We start from the raw sequence: 15,353 nt of genomic DNA, 5'->3' as shown, positions 1-15,353 counted from the left end.
TGGATGGCGCCCGCAGCTTCGACCGGTTGCAGCGCGAACGGCTGCGATGGCGCGTCAGGCCGGATCTTCTTCCTCGAGCTCCTCGCGCACCTGCTCGCTGTCTTCGGCCTGCTGCTCGGCGAGGTCGGCCTGCATCTGCGCCTGCTCCGCCTGCTGCGTGGCGTCCAGTGCCGACTGCTCGGCCTGCACTTCGGCAGCGGTCGCGGCCTCGGCGGACTGCGCCGCGGCACGCTCGGCGTCACGCAGGGCGCTCTCGTCGACCTCCTGGGCAAACGCCAGCGGCGAGGCAAGCGCGGCGCCCACCAGGGCGGTCAGGAGGATGTTGTGCTTTTTCATGAGGTGTCTCCGTTTGGCAGTCATGCAGCATTTGCGGCGGGAAGTGCCGTGCTGCGGCAGCGACAAAGGAGCACAGCCAATCTCGCCCCCGACTGAACAACGGTCCCTTAACGCGGCCGCGATCCGCCGCTTACAAAAAAAGGCGAAAACGGCCGGAAAACACGGGTCCACCCGGGTTGTACTGCAAGCGATTTCCGTGCTGGACCGCCGGACGTGTGCGCGAAACCGTGGCCGCCCAGTACCATGCGCGACTGCCTCACCGGTCGCCGCAACGCATGAACAACCGCTACAACGCCGCCGACATCGAAGTGCTGTCCGGGCTCGATCCGGTCAAACGCCGGCCCGGCATGTACACCGACACCACGCGTCCCAACCATCTGGCGCAGGAAGTCATCGACAACGCCGTCGACGAGGCACTCGCCGGGCATGCGCGCGGTATCGAGGTGATCCTCTACAGGGATGGCAGCTGCGAGGTCTCCGACGACGGCCGCGGCATGCCGGTCGACATCCATCCCGAGGAAGGCGTGCCGGGCGTGGAGCTGATCCTCACCCGGCTGCACGCGGGCGGAAAGTTCAACAACCGCAACTACACCTTCTCCGGCGGCCTGCACGGCGTGGGCGTGAGCGTGGTCAATGCGCTGTCGACCCTGGTGGAAGTGCATATCAAGCGCGATGGCCAGGAACACCGCATCACGTTCCGCAACGGCGATCGCGACACCGCGCTCGAGGTGGTGGGCACGGTCGGGAAGAAGAACACCGGTACCCGCGTGCGCTTCTGGCCGGACCCGAAGTACTTCGACACCGCGAAATTCAACCTGCGGGCGCTGCGCCACCTGCTGCGCGCCAAGGCGGTGCTGTGCCCCGGCCTGACGGTGAAGCTCACCGACGAGGCCACCGGCGAGCAGGACAGCTGGTACTACGAAGATGGCCTGCGCGACTATCTGCGCGGCGAACTTGCCGGACGCGACGTGCTGCCGGTGGAGCTGTTCGTCGGCCGGCTGGCGCGCGAGACCGAGGCCGCGGACTGGGCGGTGGGCTGGGTGCCCGAAGGCGAGCTGGTGCAGGAGAGCTACGTCAACCTGATCCCCACCGCGCAGCACGGCACCCACGTCAACGGACTGCGCACCGGGTTCACCGATGCGCTGCGCGAGTTCTGCGACTTCCGCAACCTGCTGCCGCGCGGCGTGAAGCTTGCTCCCGAGGATGTCTGGGACCGGGTGTCGTTCGTGCTGTCGATGAAGATGACCGACCCGCAGTTCTCCGGGCAGACCAAGGAGCGGCTGTCATCGCGCCAGGCCGCGGGCTTCGTCGAGGGCGCCGCGCACGATGCCTTCAGCCTGTGGCTCAACCAGCACGTCGAACTCGGCGAGAAGATCGCGCAGCTGGCGATCGAGCGCGCCAGTGCGCGCCTGAAGACCGAGAAGCAGATCGTCCGCAAGAAGGTGACCCAGGGTCCCGCCCTGCCCGGCAAGCTCGCCGACTGCATCAGCCAGGACCTGTCGCGCACCGAACTGTTCCTGGTCGAGGGCGATTCGGCCGGTGGCAGTGCCCGCCAGGCACGCGACAAGGATTTCCAGGCGATCCTTCCGCTGCGCGGCAAGATCCTCAACACCTGGGAAGTGGCGAGCACCTCGGTGCTCGCCTCCGACGAGGTGCACAACCTCGCCATCGCCATCGGCTGCGACCCCGGCAAGGACGACATCTCCGGGCTGCGCTACGGCAAGGTCGTCATCCTCGCCGACGCCGATTCCGACGGCCTGCATATCGCCACGCTGCTGGCGGCGCTGTTCCTGCGTCACTTCCCGGCGCTGGTCGCGGCCGGCCACATCTTCGTGGCGATGCCGCCGCTGTTCCGCGTCGACGTGGGCAAGCAGGTGTTCTATGCGCTTGATGAAGAAGAAAAGCGCCTGCTGCTGGAGAAGATCGAGCGCGAGAAGATCAAGGGCCATGTCAACGTGACCCGCTTCAAGGGCCTGGGCGAGATGAACCCCTCGCAGCTGCGCGAATCGGCGATCCATCCTGATACCCGCCGGCTGGTGCAGCTGACCAACGACGACGACCTCGCCACCCGCGGGCTGATGGACATGCTGCTGGCGAAGAAGCGCGCGGGTGATCGTAAAGCGTGGCTGGAGACCAAGGGCGACCTGGCGACGCTGGAGGTCTGAGTGCGGCTGCGTCATTGACGCCGGCCGCGGGCGACGGCCCGCACCGCACGGCGGCGGAACGTCATGGGACGACCTGGCGACGCCGGAGGCCTGGGCGCCGGCATCGGGGCTGCCAGGGGATCACCGGCCTGCTGGTGGTCCCACGATCTAGAGCATCCGTCGCAGCACGCCATCCCGGCGGACGAAGTGGTGCCACAGCGCCATCACCACATGGCCGGCGATCATCGCCAGCAGCAACCACGCGACCGGTGAGTGCAGCGTGCCGCCGAATGTAGCGAGCCATGGGATCTCGCCGCCGCCGGCCACCAGCTCCATGCCGAACACGGCCAGCCCGTAGCCGTTGCCGATCATGATGCTGATGCCGGTCACCGGCATCAGCACGAGCGCCGCGTACAGGGCGACATGACCGGCCTTGGCGAGGAAACCGAGCCAGGCCGGCTGCGGCCCCGGCGGGCGATTGCCCTGGTTGCGCAGCGCCCACGCGATGCGCGGCACCACGAGCAGCAGGACCAGCACGCCGATCGAAATATGCCAGGGCACCAGCGTCTGCCCCACCCAGTGCTCGCCGTCATCGATGCGGTCGAAGATCTTCAACGCCTGCCAGAACACCAGGACTGCGATCGCCCAGTGGAACAGCCGCGACAGCGTGCCGTAACGTTGCGGGGTATCGCTCTTCATGTGGACCCTCCCGGTGTGGAAGGCCCCATCATCCCGCAATCCCGCGATGACCGCCGTGGCTCCGCGGTCAGGCGATGCTCTCGACGATGCCGCCCTCCACGCGCAGGGCCGCACCCGTGGTCGCGCTGGCCTGCGGCGATGCGGCGTACACGCTCATCGCCGCGACTTCCTCCGGGCTGGCGAAGCGACGCAACAGTGTCGACGGACGGTTCTCGGCGAGGAACAGCGCTTCCATTGCTCCCTCGTCGACACCGCGTTCGGCAGCCAGCGTCGCCATCATCTCCGCGGCCCCGGCGGTGCGGGTCGGCCCGGGCAGGATGGTGTTGACGGTGACGCCAGTGCCGGCCAACACCTTGGCCAGTCCTCGCGACAGCCCCTGTACGGCGGCCTTGGTCACCCCGTAATGAATCATTTCGGCCGGGATATTGAGGGCAGACTCGCTGGAAATGAACTGGATCCGGCCCCAGCCGCGATCGCGCATGCCCCGCGCGTAATGCCGCGACAGGCGCACGCCACTCATCACGTTGACTTCGTGGAACCGGCTCCACAACGCATCGTCGATATCGAAGAATTCGTGCGCGCCATAGATGCCGAGGTTGTTGACGAGGATGTCGGCATCCGGCCGCGCGGCGATCAGCGCGTCGCAGCCGGAGGCTCTGCCGACGTCGGCCACCACGCCGCCGGCATCGGCGCCATCGGCGTCAGCGCGAAGCTTCGCCAGCGCCGCGTCCACGCGCTGCTGGTCGCGGCCCACGACGGTCACGCACGCCCCCGCCCCGGCAAGGCCGGTCGCGATGGCAAGGCCGATACCGCCGGTGGACCCGGTGACGATGGCGGATTTTCCTGACAGATCGATCTTCATGTGCAGCTCCTGTGGGCGGCCGGGGCGGATGCGGACGGACGGCCTCGTACCCGTGAGCCAGATATGGCGACGCCGAGCCCGACGCGGAAGCACGTGTCCTGGAACGCGCATTCCCACCCGGGCCGGACGGGTACGCCCCGCGGTTCGCGATCAACGCTGCTCGGTGGTTTCCACAACCCGGTCGGGGATGCGCCGGGTGTTGCCGATCTGCGCGAAGATCGCCGCGGACGCCGCGGTCACCGCGCCGATGCAGATGAAGGTCCAGCGGAATGCCGCCAGCACCGGCTCGCTGGCCTGCGCGCCGGCATCGGCCGAGAACGCCGCCAGCAGGCCGCCGGCGGTGGCCACACCGAGGCTCATCGCCAGCATCATCACCATCGACAGCAGACTGTTGCCGGCGCTGGCCTGCTCGCCGCCGAGATCACGCAGCGTCAGGGTGTTCATCGCGGTGAACTGCAGCGAATTGACCGCACCGAAGCAGGCGAACTGCACGATCAGCAGCCACAGCGGCTGCGCCGGGCCGATGAACCCGAAGCTCGCCATCGCCGCGCCGGTCAGCACAGTGTTGACCACCAGCACCCTGCGGTAGCCGAAGCGATGCACCAGCGGCACCACGATGCGCTTGGACGACATGCCTGCAAGCACTACCGGGATCATCATCATGCCGGCCTGCGCCGGCGGGTAGCCGAGCGCCACCTGCAACAGCAGCGGGATCAGGTACGGCATGCCGCCGCTGCCCAGCCGCGAGAACAGGTTGCCGATCACGCCCACCGCATAGGTGCGCACGCGGAACAGCGCCAGCGGAAACAGCGGCGCCTTCGCCCGCGCGGCATGCAGCCAGTAGGCGACCAGCGCGACCAGCCCTGATACCAGCAGCACCACGATCGCACCCCGCCGTGGCGTTTCGCCGGCCAGCGCATCGACGGACACCGACACCGCGATCATGCCGAACGCCAGCAGGCCGTAGCCGATGCCATCGAAGCGCGCGACCGGCGCGCGCAGGTCGGGCATCAACCGCATGGCCGCGAACGCGCCGGCGACGCCCAGCGGCAGGTTGATCAGGAAGATCCAGTGCCATGAGGCCACCTGCACCAGCCAGCCGCCCAGCGACGGCCCGATCAGCGGGCCCATCAGCCCCGGCACGGTGACGAAGGTCATCGCGGCGAGGAAATCCTGCCGCGGCACCGAACGCAGCACTGCCAGCCGCCCCACCGGCAACAGCATCGAACCGCCAACGCCCTGCAGCACGCGCGCGGCGACCAGCGTGTCCAGGCTCTGCGCCAGCGCGCAGGCCAGCGAGCCGAGGGTGAACACCACGATGGCGATCAGGAACAGGCGTCGGGTGCCGAAGCGATCGGCCAGCCAGCCCGACGCGGGAATCAGCGTCGCCACGGTCAGCGCATAGGCCACCACCACCGCCTGCATGCGCAGCGGGGACTGGCCGAGATCGGCCGCCATCGACGGCAGCGCGGTATTGACGATGGTGGTGTCCAGCATCTGCATGAACACCGCCGCGGCCACCAGCCACAGCATCGGCTTGTGGACGCGCAGGGTCTCGGAATCGGTCATCGCGCGAAGGATGGCGACGGCCGCGTGCGCCGCGTGTTAACGCGATCGCGGGCTACGGATGCAACGCGGCCGACAACAGCCCGCGCAGCAGCGGCTGCAGGCGCGCCGCACGCGCGGCGTCCCACTCGAACGTGGCCTCGTCCATGTAGCAGCGCTGGCTGATCTCCAGCTGCACCGCGTCGACCCCGGCCTGCGGTCGCCCGTAGTGGCGGGTGATATGGCCGCCCTTGAAGCGGCCGTTCACGGCGACGTCGTAGTCGTGCTGTGCGGCAAGCACCGCGTCGAGCCGCCCCTGCAACGTCGCCGAGCAGCTCGCGCCGTTGGCAGTGCCGAGGTTGAGGTCCGGCAGGCGGCCGTCGAACAGCCACGGCAGGGTGCCGCGGATCGAATGCGCTTCCCACAGCACCGCCCGGCCATGGGCGGCATGCAGCCGCTGGAGTTCACCGGCCAGCGCGTCGTGATAGGGCCGCCACCAGGTCTCGACCCGCGCGGCGATCTCGTCGGGCGTCGGCTCCTGCCCCGGCAGGTAGACCGGGCCGCCATCGAAGCGCCGCACCGGGCACAGGCCGGTGGTGTTCTGGCCGGGATACAGCGAGGTGTCGCCCTCGGAGCGGTTGAGGTCGATGACATAGCGCGAATGCACCGGCACCAGGATCGACGCCCCCAGCTCGCGGGCGAACGCGTACAGGCGTTCGACGTGCCAGTCGGTATCCGGCACCTGCCGGGCTTCGGGTGTGAGCCGTGCGGCGATCGCCTCCGGCACGCGCGTGCCGTTGTGCGGAATGCTGACCAGCAGAGGCGCATCACCGCGGTGCAGATGGAAGATGTCGTGGTCCATCGCCCGAGTGTAGGCGAGCACGGCCCGCTTCCGCAGCGCTCAGCGCAGCAGCACGAGTTCCTCGGCGCTGGTGGGATGCAGCGCCACCGTGTCATGCAGGTCGGCAAGCGTCGCGCCCATCTTCAGCGCCACCGCGAAGCCCTGCAGGATCTCGTCGGCCGCATCGCCCAGCAGGTGGATGCCGACCACGCGCTGCTGCGCGGGGGCCTCGCCGTCCGCCACGCAGACCAGTTTGAACAGGCTGCACAGCGGGCTGTCGGCCAGCGCCTGCAGCATCGGCCGGAATTTCGTGCGGTAGACCCGCACGGCATCGCCATGCGCCTCGCGCGCCTGCGCCTCGGTCAGCCCGACCGCACCCATCGGCGGATGCGAGAACACCACCGTCGGGATATTGCGGTAGTCGAGCCTGGCATCCTTCTGACCGCCGAACAGGCGGTCCATCAGCCGGCGCGCAGCGGCGATCGCCACCGGCGTCAGCGCGACCCTGCCGGTGACGTCGCCCACGGCGTGTACGCCTTCGGCACTGGTGTCCTGCGCGTCATCGACCTCGATGCTGCCACGGTCGTCGAGGCGCACGCCGGCAGCCTCCAGTCCAAGCCCGCCCGTGCACGCGCGGCGGCCGATGGCGAACAGCACCTTGTCGTACGGTCCGCTGCGCGTGCCGTCACCGCGACGCACGACGATGCCGTCGCCGTCGCGCTCGAGGGCGGCCGTTTCCGCATCCAGATGCAGCCCGATGCCGAGGTGCCGGTAGTGCTCCTGCAGCTGTTCGATGATTCCGGCGTCCGACGACGTCAGCAGCCGCGACGAGCGTGCGTGGATGTCCACACTGCTGCCCAGCGCCTGCAGCACCGCGGCCAGTTCCACCGAGATGTAGCCACCACCGACCAGGGCCACGCGGCGCGGTGCCTCGGTCCAGTGGAAGAAATCGTCGGAAACCACCCCGAGTTCCGCGCCGGGGACGTCCGGGCGCACCGGATACGAACCGGTGGCGACCAGCACGTGGCGCGCCTCGAGCCGCACGCCGTCGCCGGTCTCGACCGTGCGTGCGTCGAGCAACCGGCCGCGCTGCGGCATCCACACGATGCCCGCCTCGTCGAGCCGCCGCCGGTAACTGGCATGGATGCCGGCGATATAGCGCTGGCGGTCGGTCATGAACTCGCGCCAGGCGAACGCCGGCCGCGGTGGCACGTCGAAGCCGAGATCGGCGGCCTGGTCGATACGGTTGGCGAGCTCGGCGGCCAGCCACATCGCCTTCTTGGGTACGCAACCGGCGTTGACGCAGGTGCCGCCGAGCTCCGAAGGCTCCAGCAGCGCCACGCGCGCACCCAGCGCGGCCGCGCGGAACGCCCCGGCCAGCCCGCCGGAGCCACCCCCGATGACGACGAGGTCGAAGCCCAGCGGGTCGCGCGCGCTCATCCGAACCGCGCCGGGTCGAACGGCTTCGGATCCAGGTGTGGTTCGCCACCGGTGACCAGTTCGGCGATCAGCCGCCCGGTCGCCGCGCTCATGCTGACGCCGAGCATGCCGTGGCCGGTGGCCAGCCAGATCTGCCGATGCGCGGGGGAACGCCCGATCAGTGGCATGTCGTCGATCGACAGTGGGCGCCAGCCGTACCACTCCTCCAGTTTCTGCGGGCCGACCGGCTCGTGCAGATATTCGGCCGCGCCGCGCTCGAGCGCATCCAGTCGGCGACGGTTGAGGCTGGTGTCGTAGCCGGAGAACTCCATGGTGCTGCCGAGGCGATAGCCGCTGTCCCACACGGTCACGCAGACGCTGCGTTCCTTGAGCACGATCGGCCGCTTCGGCGCCAGCGCAGGTCGGGTGTAGGTGATCGAATAACCCTTGCCGGGCTGCACCGGGATCCGCAGCCCGAGCGAGCGGCCGACCGCAGGCGACCACGAGCCGGCGGCGAGCACGAGGTCCTGCCCGTGGAAGCCGCCGCGCGCGGTGCTGACGGCCACCCCATTGGCATCCGGGTTGATCGCCTGCACCGCGCAGTTCTCCTCGATGACGCCACCGGCGGCGCGCACCACGCGCGCCAGTTCGGCGACATAACGGTCCGGGCGCAGGCGCGCATCGCCCGGGAAGCGCACCACCCCGGCCACGCCCTCGCGCAAGGCCGGCTCGCCGCGCAGGTAGGTCGGCCCGTCAATGATGTCGACGTCGATGCCGAGCGCACGCAGGTCGCCGGCCTCGTGCTCGAAGGCCAGCAGGTCGCGCTCGCTGCGGTAGACATAATCGACACCCGAGGCCTCGAACTCGCAGTCCAGGCCGAACCGCGCCATCCACTCCTCAAGCGCCTGCCGCGATGCCTGCAGCATGCCGGCGCGTGCGGCCATGGCGCGGCGCCAGTCGTTGGGATTGCAGCGCCAGGCGAAGCCCAGCATCCAGCGCCACAGCACCGGGTCGAGCCGCGGCTTCACGTAGAACGGCGCGTCCGGCGTGAACATCCACCCCAGCGCCTTGCCCACCGCGCCCGGGGCCGCCAGCGGCGCGGCGTGGCTGGGGGTGATGGTGCCGCAGTTGCCGTGCGAGCTGCCGCAGCCGACGCTGCCGGCCTCCAGGATGCGCACGCCGCGGCCGGCTTCCAGCAGTGACAGCGCGCAGGCAAGGCCCACCACGCCACCGCCCACGATCAGTACGTCGTCGCTTCGTTCCATCGCACAAGTCTACGCGTCGACCGGCATGCGCCGCAGCGGCGGACGATGGCCATAGGTCCACCAGCGCCATAGCCACTCGACCGGCCCGAAACGGAATCGCGCAAGCCACCAGTGGCTCGCCAGCACCTGCAGCGCGAACACCACGACCGCCAGCGCCAGCAGCATCGCCGGGCCCCACTGGCCGAACTGCCCGAGGCCGTAGCCATAGAACAGCGTGGAGGCGACCAGCGACTGCATGAGGTAGTGCGTGAGCGCCATCCGCCCGGCCGGCGCCAGCCGATCGAGCGCGCCGCGCCAGCGCGGCCTGCGCCAGGCCAGCACCACCAGCGACAGCATGCCCAGCGCCGTCGGCAGCGCGGCAACCTGCAGCAGCGCAAGCGCCAGCATCCAGCGGTCGAACCCGCCGGCCTGGGTCACGTTGAGGCCGACCGTCGAAACGATCGCCACCGACGCCAGCAGCCCGGCGGGCAGCGCGGCCCCTGCCATCAACCGGTGCCAGCGAAGATGGGCGTCGGCATCACGGATGCGCCCGCTGCGCAGCAGCCACCCGCCGATCAGGAACATGCCCAGCGCCGCCGGCACCGACATCAGGTCGGAGCCCAGCATCGTCGACAGGTCGCGCAGGCGCTGCGCCGTCACCGCCACCCAACCGCCCTCGGCATACACCCGGCCCGCGATGGCCGCAGCGTCGTCGGCGGGCAGCTCGATGTCGCCGGCCAATGCCATCAGCGCGGCGAACATCGCCCAGATGCCGAGATACAGCATCAGCCCGAGGTCGCGCTGGCGGGGCGGCGGCAGCCCACGCAACGCAAGCAGCAGGAACGCCGCCAGCGCGTAGGTGCGCAGGATGTCGCCCGGCCACAGCAGCACGCCATGCAGCAGGCCGATCACCAGCAGGATCCAGGTCCGGCGCTTCCACACCGCGTCGGAGACCCCACGCTGCTGCACGAGCGCGAAGCCGATGCCGAACAGCAGCGAAAACAGCAGCCAGGCCTTGCCCGTCACCAGGACCTGGATGCACCACGCCACGGCCACGTCCGCACCCGCCAGCCCCTCGCGCATGCCATCGGCCAGCGTGTCCCACGGCCGGTTGAACGTCTCCAGGTTGACCACGAAGATGCCCAGCAGGGCCAGCGCGCGCAGCGCATCGAGCACGCCGATCCGCGCGCGCTCGTCGATTGGCGCCCATTGCGTCATGTGATCTCCCCGGCCGAGCGGCGACCTTGCCGGAGCACCGCGGTGCCGGCAAGCCCACCCGCACATACGAAGGGCCCGCACTGGCGGGCCCTTCTTGAAAACGCTGCGTGGCGGCGACGCCTCAGTGGTGGTGGCCACCGTCGCCGTGCACGTGGCCGTGCTCGACCTCTTCGGCCGAAGCCTCGCGCACTTCGACGATCTCGATGTCGAACTGCAGGTCCTTGCCGGCCATCGGGTGGTTGAGGTCGACATCGACCACGCTCATGCCGATCTTCTGCACGGTGACCGCGCGCGGGCCGAAGTTGGTGTTGAGCACCACCTGCATGCCGGCGGTCAGGCGCTGGTTGCCGAAGTGCTTCTTGGGCACGCGCTGGGTCAGCCCTTCGCGCCGCTCGCCGTAGGCATCTTCCGCCTTGACGTCGGCCTTGAAGCTGTCGCCGGTCTCGCGCCCGTCCATGGCCTTCTCCAGGCCCGGAATGATGTTGCCGTGGCCGAACAGGATCGCCAGCGGCTCGCCGCGGTCGCGCGAGCTCTCCACCGGTTCCTGGCCGGCCTCGGCGACGGTGTAATGGAAGCGGACGACACGGTCTTTCTCGATCTTCATGGGCGATCCTGCTGGCGCGGCCTGTGCCGCGTGGGATGGAAGGGCGGGGATACACGGCGCCGCGGCTTCAAATCGCCACGCCGATCGGCCAAGATGCGGCCTCGATGAGCGACGATTATCCCGGCTTCCGCCGCGCCACGCCAACCCGCGCCGCCCGTTCGCTGCTGGCCTGGGCTACCGCGGCCTCGATCCTGTCGCTGCTGGCGGGCTGTGGCGGCCGCGATGTCCGCCCCGCCTCCGCCCCCGCGCCCTCGCCCTCGCGCCATTACGCGCTGGTCGCCCCGTCCGATCCCGCAGCCGCCAACTCGGTGGTGATCCGCGCGATCAGCCTGGTGGGCACGCCCTACCGGTTCGGCGGCAACACACCGGAGGGCGGCTTCGACTGCAGCGGCCTGGTGAACTACGTCTACCGCGACATGCTGGACCTGCGCCTGCCACGCTCGTCGCGTGAACTGGCGGGGGTGCAGGGGCCGCGCATCGAACCGGGCCGCCTGGCGTCCGGCGACCTGGTGTTCTTCGGCAGCCGCGGAAACGTGACCCATGTCGGCATCTACGTCGGCGAGGGGCGCTTCGTGCATGCGCCGAGCAGCGGCGGCACCGTCCGGCTCGATCACCTCGACGGCCATTACTGGCGCGACAACTATTCGGGCGCACGTCGCATTCTTTGACGCCAGTCGTATTCATTCAGGAAATCTCTCGCATTCATTGACGGGCTCTTAACAAACAGCCCGGCCCCGTCGTGCACCATCACGCCACCGCTACATTCCTGACTTGACGCGTGACGACAGCCAAAACCCAGCTTCAAGGCCAAACCGCCGCCACCGCGCCCCGTCGAGCCCGACGGATTTCCTCTTTCATCCTCATCGGCCTGCTGTCCGGCTTCGCTCTGCCTGCCCTCGCGGCGCCCGGCCTGGCAGGCGACTCCGCGGACCAGTCGCCGATGGTGGCCACCGTCAGCCAGCAGCTGGCCGACCCGCTGCCCGCCGGTGGCCCGGAGGTGCTGTTCGCCTCCGACGTCAACCAGCTGATCGCCGCTGCCGACCTGGTGCGCCAGGAATCGAAGGCGCAGCCGCGCGGCGGCGTGCAGGTGCTGCTGCAGCGCGCGATGACCCTGCTCGGGACCCCGTACCGTTGGGGCGGCACCTCGCCCGAGCGCGGCTTCGACTGCAGCGGGCTGGTGAGCTACGTCTTCAGCACCGCACTGGGTATCGAGCTTCCGCGCGTCTCGCGCGACATGGCCAACTCCGGCCAGCGGGTCAACCGCGACCAGCTCGACGCCGGTGACCTGGTGTTCTTTAGCCGCCGCGGCGGCCGCATCGACCACGTCGGCATCTACGTCGGCGAGGGCCGCTTCCTGCACGCACCGCGCAGCGGCCGTGACGTCACCGTGTCCGAACTCGATACCGGCTACTGGGCCGGCAAGTTCATGCAGGCCCGGCGCGTCGCCGGCGTCTGACCAGCGCATCTCCTCGTACAGGCCGCCTCCGGGCGGCCTTTTTTTTTGGATCGCGTCGCTACGCTGCACTGCGGCTTGCCCGGGCCCGGCGCGCGAAGCGATGCTCGCCGACTGCCCGGGGAGAACTCGCCATGATCCGCACGGTCCTCGCCATCCTGGCCGGCCTGGTCGTCGCCATCGCATTGATGCTGGCCATGGAAGCGCTGGGTGCGTGGCTGTTTCCATTGCCACTCGACGCCCGCATCGCCGGCGAGGAGGACCTCGCGCGGCTGGTCGCACAGGCGCCGCCGGCCAAGCTCGCACTGGTGCTGCTGGGCTGGTGCCTGGCGGCGCTGGCGGGCGGCTGGGTCGCGGCGCGCCTGTCGCTGGCACGGACCAGCATGGCGGCGCTGGCGGTGGGTGCACTCATCGTTGGCGGCGTGATCCTCAACGTGATGGCGCTGCCGCATCCGGCCTGGATGATCGCCGGCGGCCTGTTGCTGCCATTGCCGCTGGCCTGGGTGGGCGGCCTGCTGGCACGCCGCACCCGGCCTGTTCACCCGCGGCGCTGATCGCCACAGCACTTCACCGTTCCCGGGAGGGGAACCACATGCAATCCACGCTGATCACCACGCTGCTGCTGCCACTCGCGCTGGGCGTGATCATGCTCGGCCTCGGCCTCGGGCTCACCATCGACGACTTCCGCCGCGTGGCGCGCTACCCGCGGGCGGTGGTCACCGGACTGCTGCTGCAGACCGGCGTGCTGCCCTGGGTCGCGCTCGGCCTGGCCCTGCTGTTCCGCCTGCCGCCGGAACTCGCGGTGGGCCTGATGCTGCTGGCGGCCTCACCCGGCGGCGCCACCGCGAACATCTACAGCCATCTCGCCCGTGGTGATGTCGCGCTCAACATCACCCTGACCGCCATCAACAGCGTGCTGTGCCTGGTCACGCTGCCGGTGATCCTGGACCTCTCGTTGCGGTTCTTCCTCGGTGAAGGCCAGTACGTGCCGCCGCCGGTGCAGAAGATCATCGAGGTGGCGGCGATCATCATCCTGCCGGTGGCGATCGGCATGACCGTGCGCGCGCTCGCGCCGGCGTTCGCCGCGCGCATGGAGAAGCCGATCCGCGTGCTCTCGGTGCTGGTGCTGGTGCTGCTGATCGTCGCCGCCGTGGCGCAGGCCTGGGAGACCCTGCTCACCTGGTTCGCCGCGGTCGGCCTGGCCTGCCTGCTGTTCAACCTCGCCAGCATGGGCATCGGTTATGCCGCGCCGGTCGGCCTGAAACTGCCACGGCGGCAGGCCATCGCCATCGCGATGGAAATCGGCATCCACAACGGCACGCTCGCGATCTTCATCGCGCTCAACGTGCTCGGCAACGCGACGATGTCGGTGCCCGCAGCGGTCTACAGTCTGCTGATGTTCTTCACCGCGGCGGCCTTCGCCGGGTGGGCGGCGCGACGCCCGGCGGAGATGGCGGCGCAGCCGGGCTGAATCCCGCGATGCCGGCGACGGTGTCCCGCCGCCGGCATGGCACCGCCGTCAATCGGCGCTGAAGTCGCCGTACGGAGTGAGCTGGTCGGCGACACCGGCATCACCCACGACGACGATGCTCTGACGCGCCGGGTCGAAGAACTCGCGCGCGACCGCCTGCACCTGCGCGGCGGTCACCCGGCTGGTGCGGTCGACGTAGCTGCTCAGGTAGTCGACAGGGCGGCCGAGCACCCAGTTCGACGCCAGCGCCGAAGCCACTGCGCCCTGCAGCTGGTTCTGGAACAGATAGGTGCCGGCGGTGTAGCGCTTGGCACGCTGCAGCTCGTCGGCCTGCACCGCCGACGTACGCATCGCCTCGAACTCCTTGAGGAATTCGCCGATCGCGGCACCGGTCACTTCATTGCGCACGTCGGCCTGGGCCTGGAACGCGCCACCCTGCGCGCGCAGGCCGAAACTGCTGCCGGCGCCGTAGGTGTAGCCCTTGTCCTCGCGCAGGTTGCGCATCAGCCGGCTGTCGAAGCCGCCACCGAGGATGGTGTTGGCCAGCGCTGCAGGGATCGCACGGTCGTCGTCGGCATCGAAGGCGGGGCGGCCGATGCGCACCGCCGACTGCACGCTGCCCGCGCGCGGGACCAGCACGAATTGCGCCTGTTGCGGATAGTCAGGCGCGGGCACGGCGGCGATCGCCTCGCCCTCGCCGCTCCAGTCGCCGAACGCGCTGCGCGCCAGCGCCAGCGCCTGGTCGCCGTCCACCGGACCGGCGATCACCAGCAGCGCCTGGTCCGGACGGAATCGTGCCGTGTGCGCCGCCTGCAGGCCTGTGACGTCGGTGCCGGTGATGCCGGCTTCGGTCGGCAGCGTATTGCCGTAGGGATGGTCGCCGAACAGCACCCGGCCCATGGCGCGGTTGGCCTGGTAGCCGGGCTGGGCTTCCATCGCCTTCAGCGACTGCAGTGCATTGGTCTTCGCCAGCTGCACCTCGTTGGCCGGGAACGCCGGATTGCGCACCACGTCGGCGAACAGGTCCGCCAGCGGCTGCGCCGACGAGGACAGGCCCGACGCCATGACCAGCAGGCCGTCGCTGCTGGCGCTGGCGCCCATCGAGGCGCCCAGCCGCTGCAGCTCCTCGGCGATCTGCACCGAGCTGCGGGTGGCGGTGCCTTCCTGCAGCAGCCCTGCCAGCAGGTTGGACATGCCGGGCAACCCTTCCGGGTCGCTGGCGAGGCCGCCGCGCACGGCGAGCACGTAGTTGACCTTGGGCAGTCCGCCCTGGCGCGGCAGCACCCAGACGGTCAGGCCGTTGTCGAGGCGATGCTCGATCAGGCCGAGCTCGGGCAGCGCGCGGTCGGCGTCGTAGTCGGGCAGCCCGGCGGGCAGTTCGGTCGGCGGCGCGGCCACCGGAGCCGTGCCAGGCTGCTGTGCGTGGGCCACGCCGGCGAACAGGCAGGCGCCGAGGGCAAGGGCGAGCGGGCGCAGGATGGCGCCACGGGCGGAACGGTTGTGGATAGCCATGGCGG

Annotated in this window: 15 protein-coding genes; 5 read left to right on the top strand and 10 right to left on the bottom strand. The window is 69.9% G+C overall.

Annotated features, from left to right (window positions below; translation table 11 throughout):
* Window positions 1–54 precede the first annotated feature (54 nt).
* Window positions 55–336, bottom strand: coding sequence for a hypothetical protein (locus tag ERL55_RS04670; protein ID WP_129135393.1), 282 nt, complete (start codon window positions 334–336; stop codon window positions 55–57).
* Between the two features lie 275 nt (window positions 337–611).
* Here ERL55_RS04670 and parE point away from each other — a divergent pair, with 275 nt between their 5' ends.
* Window positions 612–2,501: a DNA topoisomerase IV subunit B gene (gene parE / locus ERL55_RS04665; protein WP_129135392.1), complete on the top strand. Its 1,890-nt coding sequence runs from the start codon at window positions 612–614 to the stop codon at window positions 2,499–2,501.
* 147 nt (window positions 2,502–2,648) lie between these two features.
* Here the strand turns inward: parE and ERL55_RS04660 are convergent, their stop codons facing one another.
* From ERL55_RS04660 to ERL55_RS04625, 8 genes are all read right to left on the bottom strand, one after another.
* Window positions 2,649–3,179: a cytochrome b gene (locus ERL55_RS04660; RefSeq protein ID WP_129135391.1), complete on the bottom strand. Its 531-nt coding sequence runs from the start codon at window positions 3,177–3,179 to the stop codon at window positions 2,649–2,651.
* Between the two features lie 67 nt (window positions 3,180–3,246).
* Window positions 3,247–4,041 carry an SDR family oxidoreductase gene (locus ERL55_RS04655; protein WP_129135390.1) on the bottom strand — a complete coding sequence of 265 codons (795 nt, stop codon included), beginning with the start codon at window positions 4,039–4,041 and terminating at the stop codon, window positions 3,247–3,249.
* Between the two features lie 150 nt (window positions 4,042–4,191).
* On the bottom strand, window positions 4,192–5,610 hold the full coding sequence (gene mdtD / locus ERL55_RS04650; RefSeq protein WP_129135389.1) for a multidrug transporter subunit MdtD: 1,419 nt from the start codon (window positions 5,608–5,610) through the stop codon (window positions 4,192–4,194).
* A 52-nt stretch (window positions 5,611–5,662) separates the two neighbouring features.
* Window positions 5,663–6,448: an N-formylglutamate deformylase gene (hutG, locus tag ERL55_RS04645; protein ID WP_129135388.1), complete on the bottom strand. Its 786-nt coding sequence runs from the start codon at window positions 6,446–6,448 to the stop codon at window positions 5,663–5,665.
* Between the two features lie 39 nt (window positions 6,449–6,487).
* Window positions 6,488–7,867, bottom strand: coding sequence for a glutathione-disulfide reductase (gorA, locus tag ERL55_RS04640; RefSeq protein WP_129135387.1), 1,380 nt, complete (start codon window positions 7,865–7,867; stop codon window positions 6,488–6,490).
* Complete coding sequence (locus ERL55_RS04635; RefSeq protein WP_129135386.1) at window positions 7,864–9,111, bottom strand: FAD-dependent oxidoreductase; 1,248 nt, start codon at window positions 9,109–9,111, stop codon at window positions 7,864–7,866. The genes gorA and ERL55_RS04635 overlap by 4 nt, the downstream gene beginning before the upstream one ends.
* A gap of 9 nt (window positions 9,112–9,120) precedes the next feature.
* Complete coding sequence (locus ERL55_RS04630) at window positions 9,121–10,308, bottom strand: DUF418 domain-containing protein (protein WP_164972117.1); 1,188 nt, start codon at window positions 10,306–10,308, stop codon at window positions 9,121–9,123.
* 121 nt (window positions 10,309–10,429) lie between these two features.
* On the bottom strand, window positions 10,430–10,912 hold the full coding sequence (locus ERL55_RS04625) for a peptidylprolyl isomerase (protein WP_129135384.1): 483 nt from the start codon (window positions 10,910–10,912) through the stop codon (window positions 10,430–10,432).
* 104 nt (window positions 10,913–11,016) lie between these two features.
* Between ERL55_RS04625 and ERL55_RS04620 the strand changes: the two genes are divergently transcribed.
* The 4 genes from ERL55_RS04620 (at window position 11,017) to ERL55_RS04605 (ending at window position 13,836) form a co-directional block, all read left to right on the top strand.
* The gene (locus tag ERL55_RS04620) at window positions 11,017–11,580 is read left to right on the top strand and encodes a C40 family peptidase (protein WP_129135383.1); all 564 of its coding nucleotides are present in this window, start codon (window positions 11,017–11,019) and stop codon (window positions 11,578–11,580) included.
* A 110-nt stretch (window positions 11,581–11,690) separates the two neighbouring features.
* The gene (locus ERL55_RS04615) at window positions 11,691–12,368 is read left to right on the top strand and encodes a C40 family peptidase (protein WP_241685838.1); all 678 of its coding nucleotides are present in this window, start codon (window positions 11,691–11,693) and stop codon (window positions 12,366–12,368) included.
* Between the two features lie 131 nt (window positions 12,369–12,499).
* The gene (locus tag ERL55_RS04610) at window positions 12,500–12,919 is read left to right on the top strand and encodes a hypothetical protein (RefSeq protein WP_129135382.1); all 420 of its coding nucleotides are present in this window, start codon (window positions 12,500–12,502) and stop codon (window positions 12,917–12,919) included.
* 38 nt (window positions 12,920–12,957) lie between these two features.
* Window positions 12,958–13,836, top strand: coding sequence for a bile acid:sodium symporter family protein (locus ERL55_RS04605; RefSeq protein ID WP_129135381.1), 879 nt, complete (start codon window positions 12,958–12,960; stop codon window positions 13,834–13,836).
* A 48-nt stretch (window positions 13,837–13,884) separates the two neighbouring features.
* On the opposite strand, the gene ERL55_RS04600 is transcribed toward ERL55_RS04605, so the two are convergent.
* A complete protein-coding gene (locus ERL55_RS04600) occupies window positions 13,885–15,348 on the bottom strand; it encodes a pitrilysin family protein (protein WP_129135380.1) in 1,464 nt (487 codons plus the stop codon).
* Window positions 15,349–15,353 lie beyond the last annotated feature (5 nt).

The sequence above is a fragment of the Luteimonas sp. YGD11-2 genome, assembly GCF_004118975.1.
GTDB classification, from domain to species: domain Bacteria; phylum Pseudomonadota; class Gammaproteobacteria; order Xanthomonadales; family Xanthomonadaceae; genus Luteimonas; species Luteimonas muca.
The sequence above is the reverse complement of the archived record's forward strand: the minus strand, read 5'-3'. Positions and strand labels throughout refer to the sequence as shown.

Coding starts and splice junctions, on each gene's coding strand:
- ERL55_RS04620 (WP_129135383.1), top strand. CDS start 11,017: ATGAGCGACGATTATCCCGGCTTCCGCCGCGCCACGCCAACCCGCGCC.
- ERL55_RS04625 (WP_129135384.1), bottom strand. CDS start 10,912: ATGAAGATCGAGAAAGACCGTGTCGTCCGCTTCCATTACACCGTCGCC.
- ERL55_RS04670 (WP_129135393.1), bottom strand. CDS start 336: ATGAAAAAGCACAACATCCTCCTGACCGCCCTGGTGGGCGCCGCGCTT.
- ERL55_RS04610 (WP_129135382.1), top strand. CDS start 12,500: ATGATCCGCACGGTCCTCGCCATCCTGGCCGGCCTGGTCGTCGCCATC.
- ERL55_RS04635 (WP_129135386.1), bottom strand. CDS start 9,111: ATGGAACGAAGCGACGACGTACTGATCGTGGGCGGTGGCGTGGTGGGC.
- ERL55_RS04655 (WP_129135390.1), bottom strand. CDS start 4,041: ATGAAGATCGATCTGTCAGGAAAATCCGCCATCGTCACCGGGTCCACC.
- ERL55_RS04630 (WP_164972117.1), bottom strand. CDS start 10,308: ATGACGCAATGGGCGCCAATCGACGAGCGCGCGCGGATCGGCGTGCTC.
- ERL55_RS04605 (WP_129135381.1), top strand. CDS start 12,958: ATGCAATCCACGCTGATCACCACGCTGCTGCTGCCACTCGCGCTGGGC.
- hutG (WP_129135388.1), bottom strand. CDS start 6,448: ATGGACCACGACATCTTCCATCTGCACCGCGGTGATGCGCCTCTGCTG.
- ERL55_RS04660 (WP_129135391.1), bottom strand. CDS start 3,179: ATGAAGAGCGATACCCCGCAACGTTACGGCACGCTGTCGCGGCTGTTC.
- parE (WP_129135392.1), top strand. CDS start 612: ATGAACAACCGCTACAACGCCGCCGACATCGAAGTGCTGTCCGGGCTC.
- mdtD (WP_129135389.1), bottom strand. CDS start 5,610: ATGACCGATTCCGAGACCCTGCGCGTCCACAAGCCGATGCTGTGGCTG.
- ERL55_RS04600 (WP_129135380.1), bottom strand. CDS start 15,348: ATGGCTATCCACAACCGTTCCGCCCGTGGCGCCATCCTGCGCCCGCTC.
- gorA (WP_129135387.1), bottom strand. CDS start 7,867: ATGAGCGCGCGCGACCCGCTGGGCTTCGACCTCGTCGTCATCGGGGGT.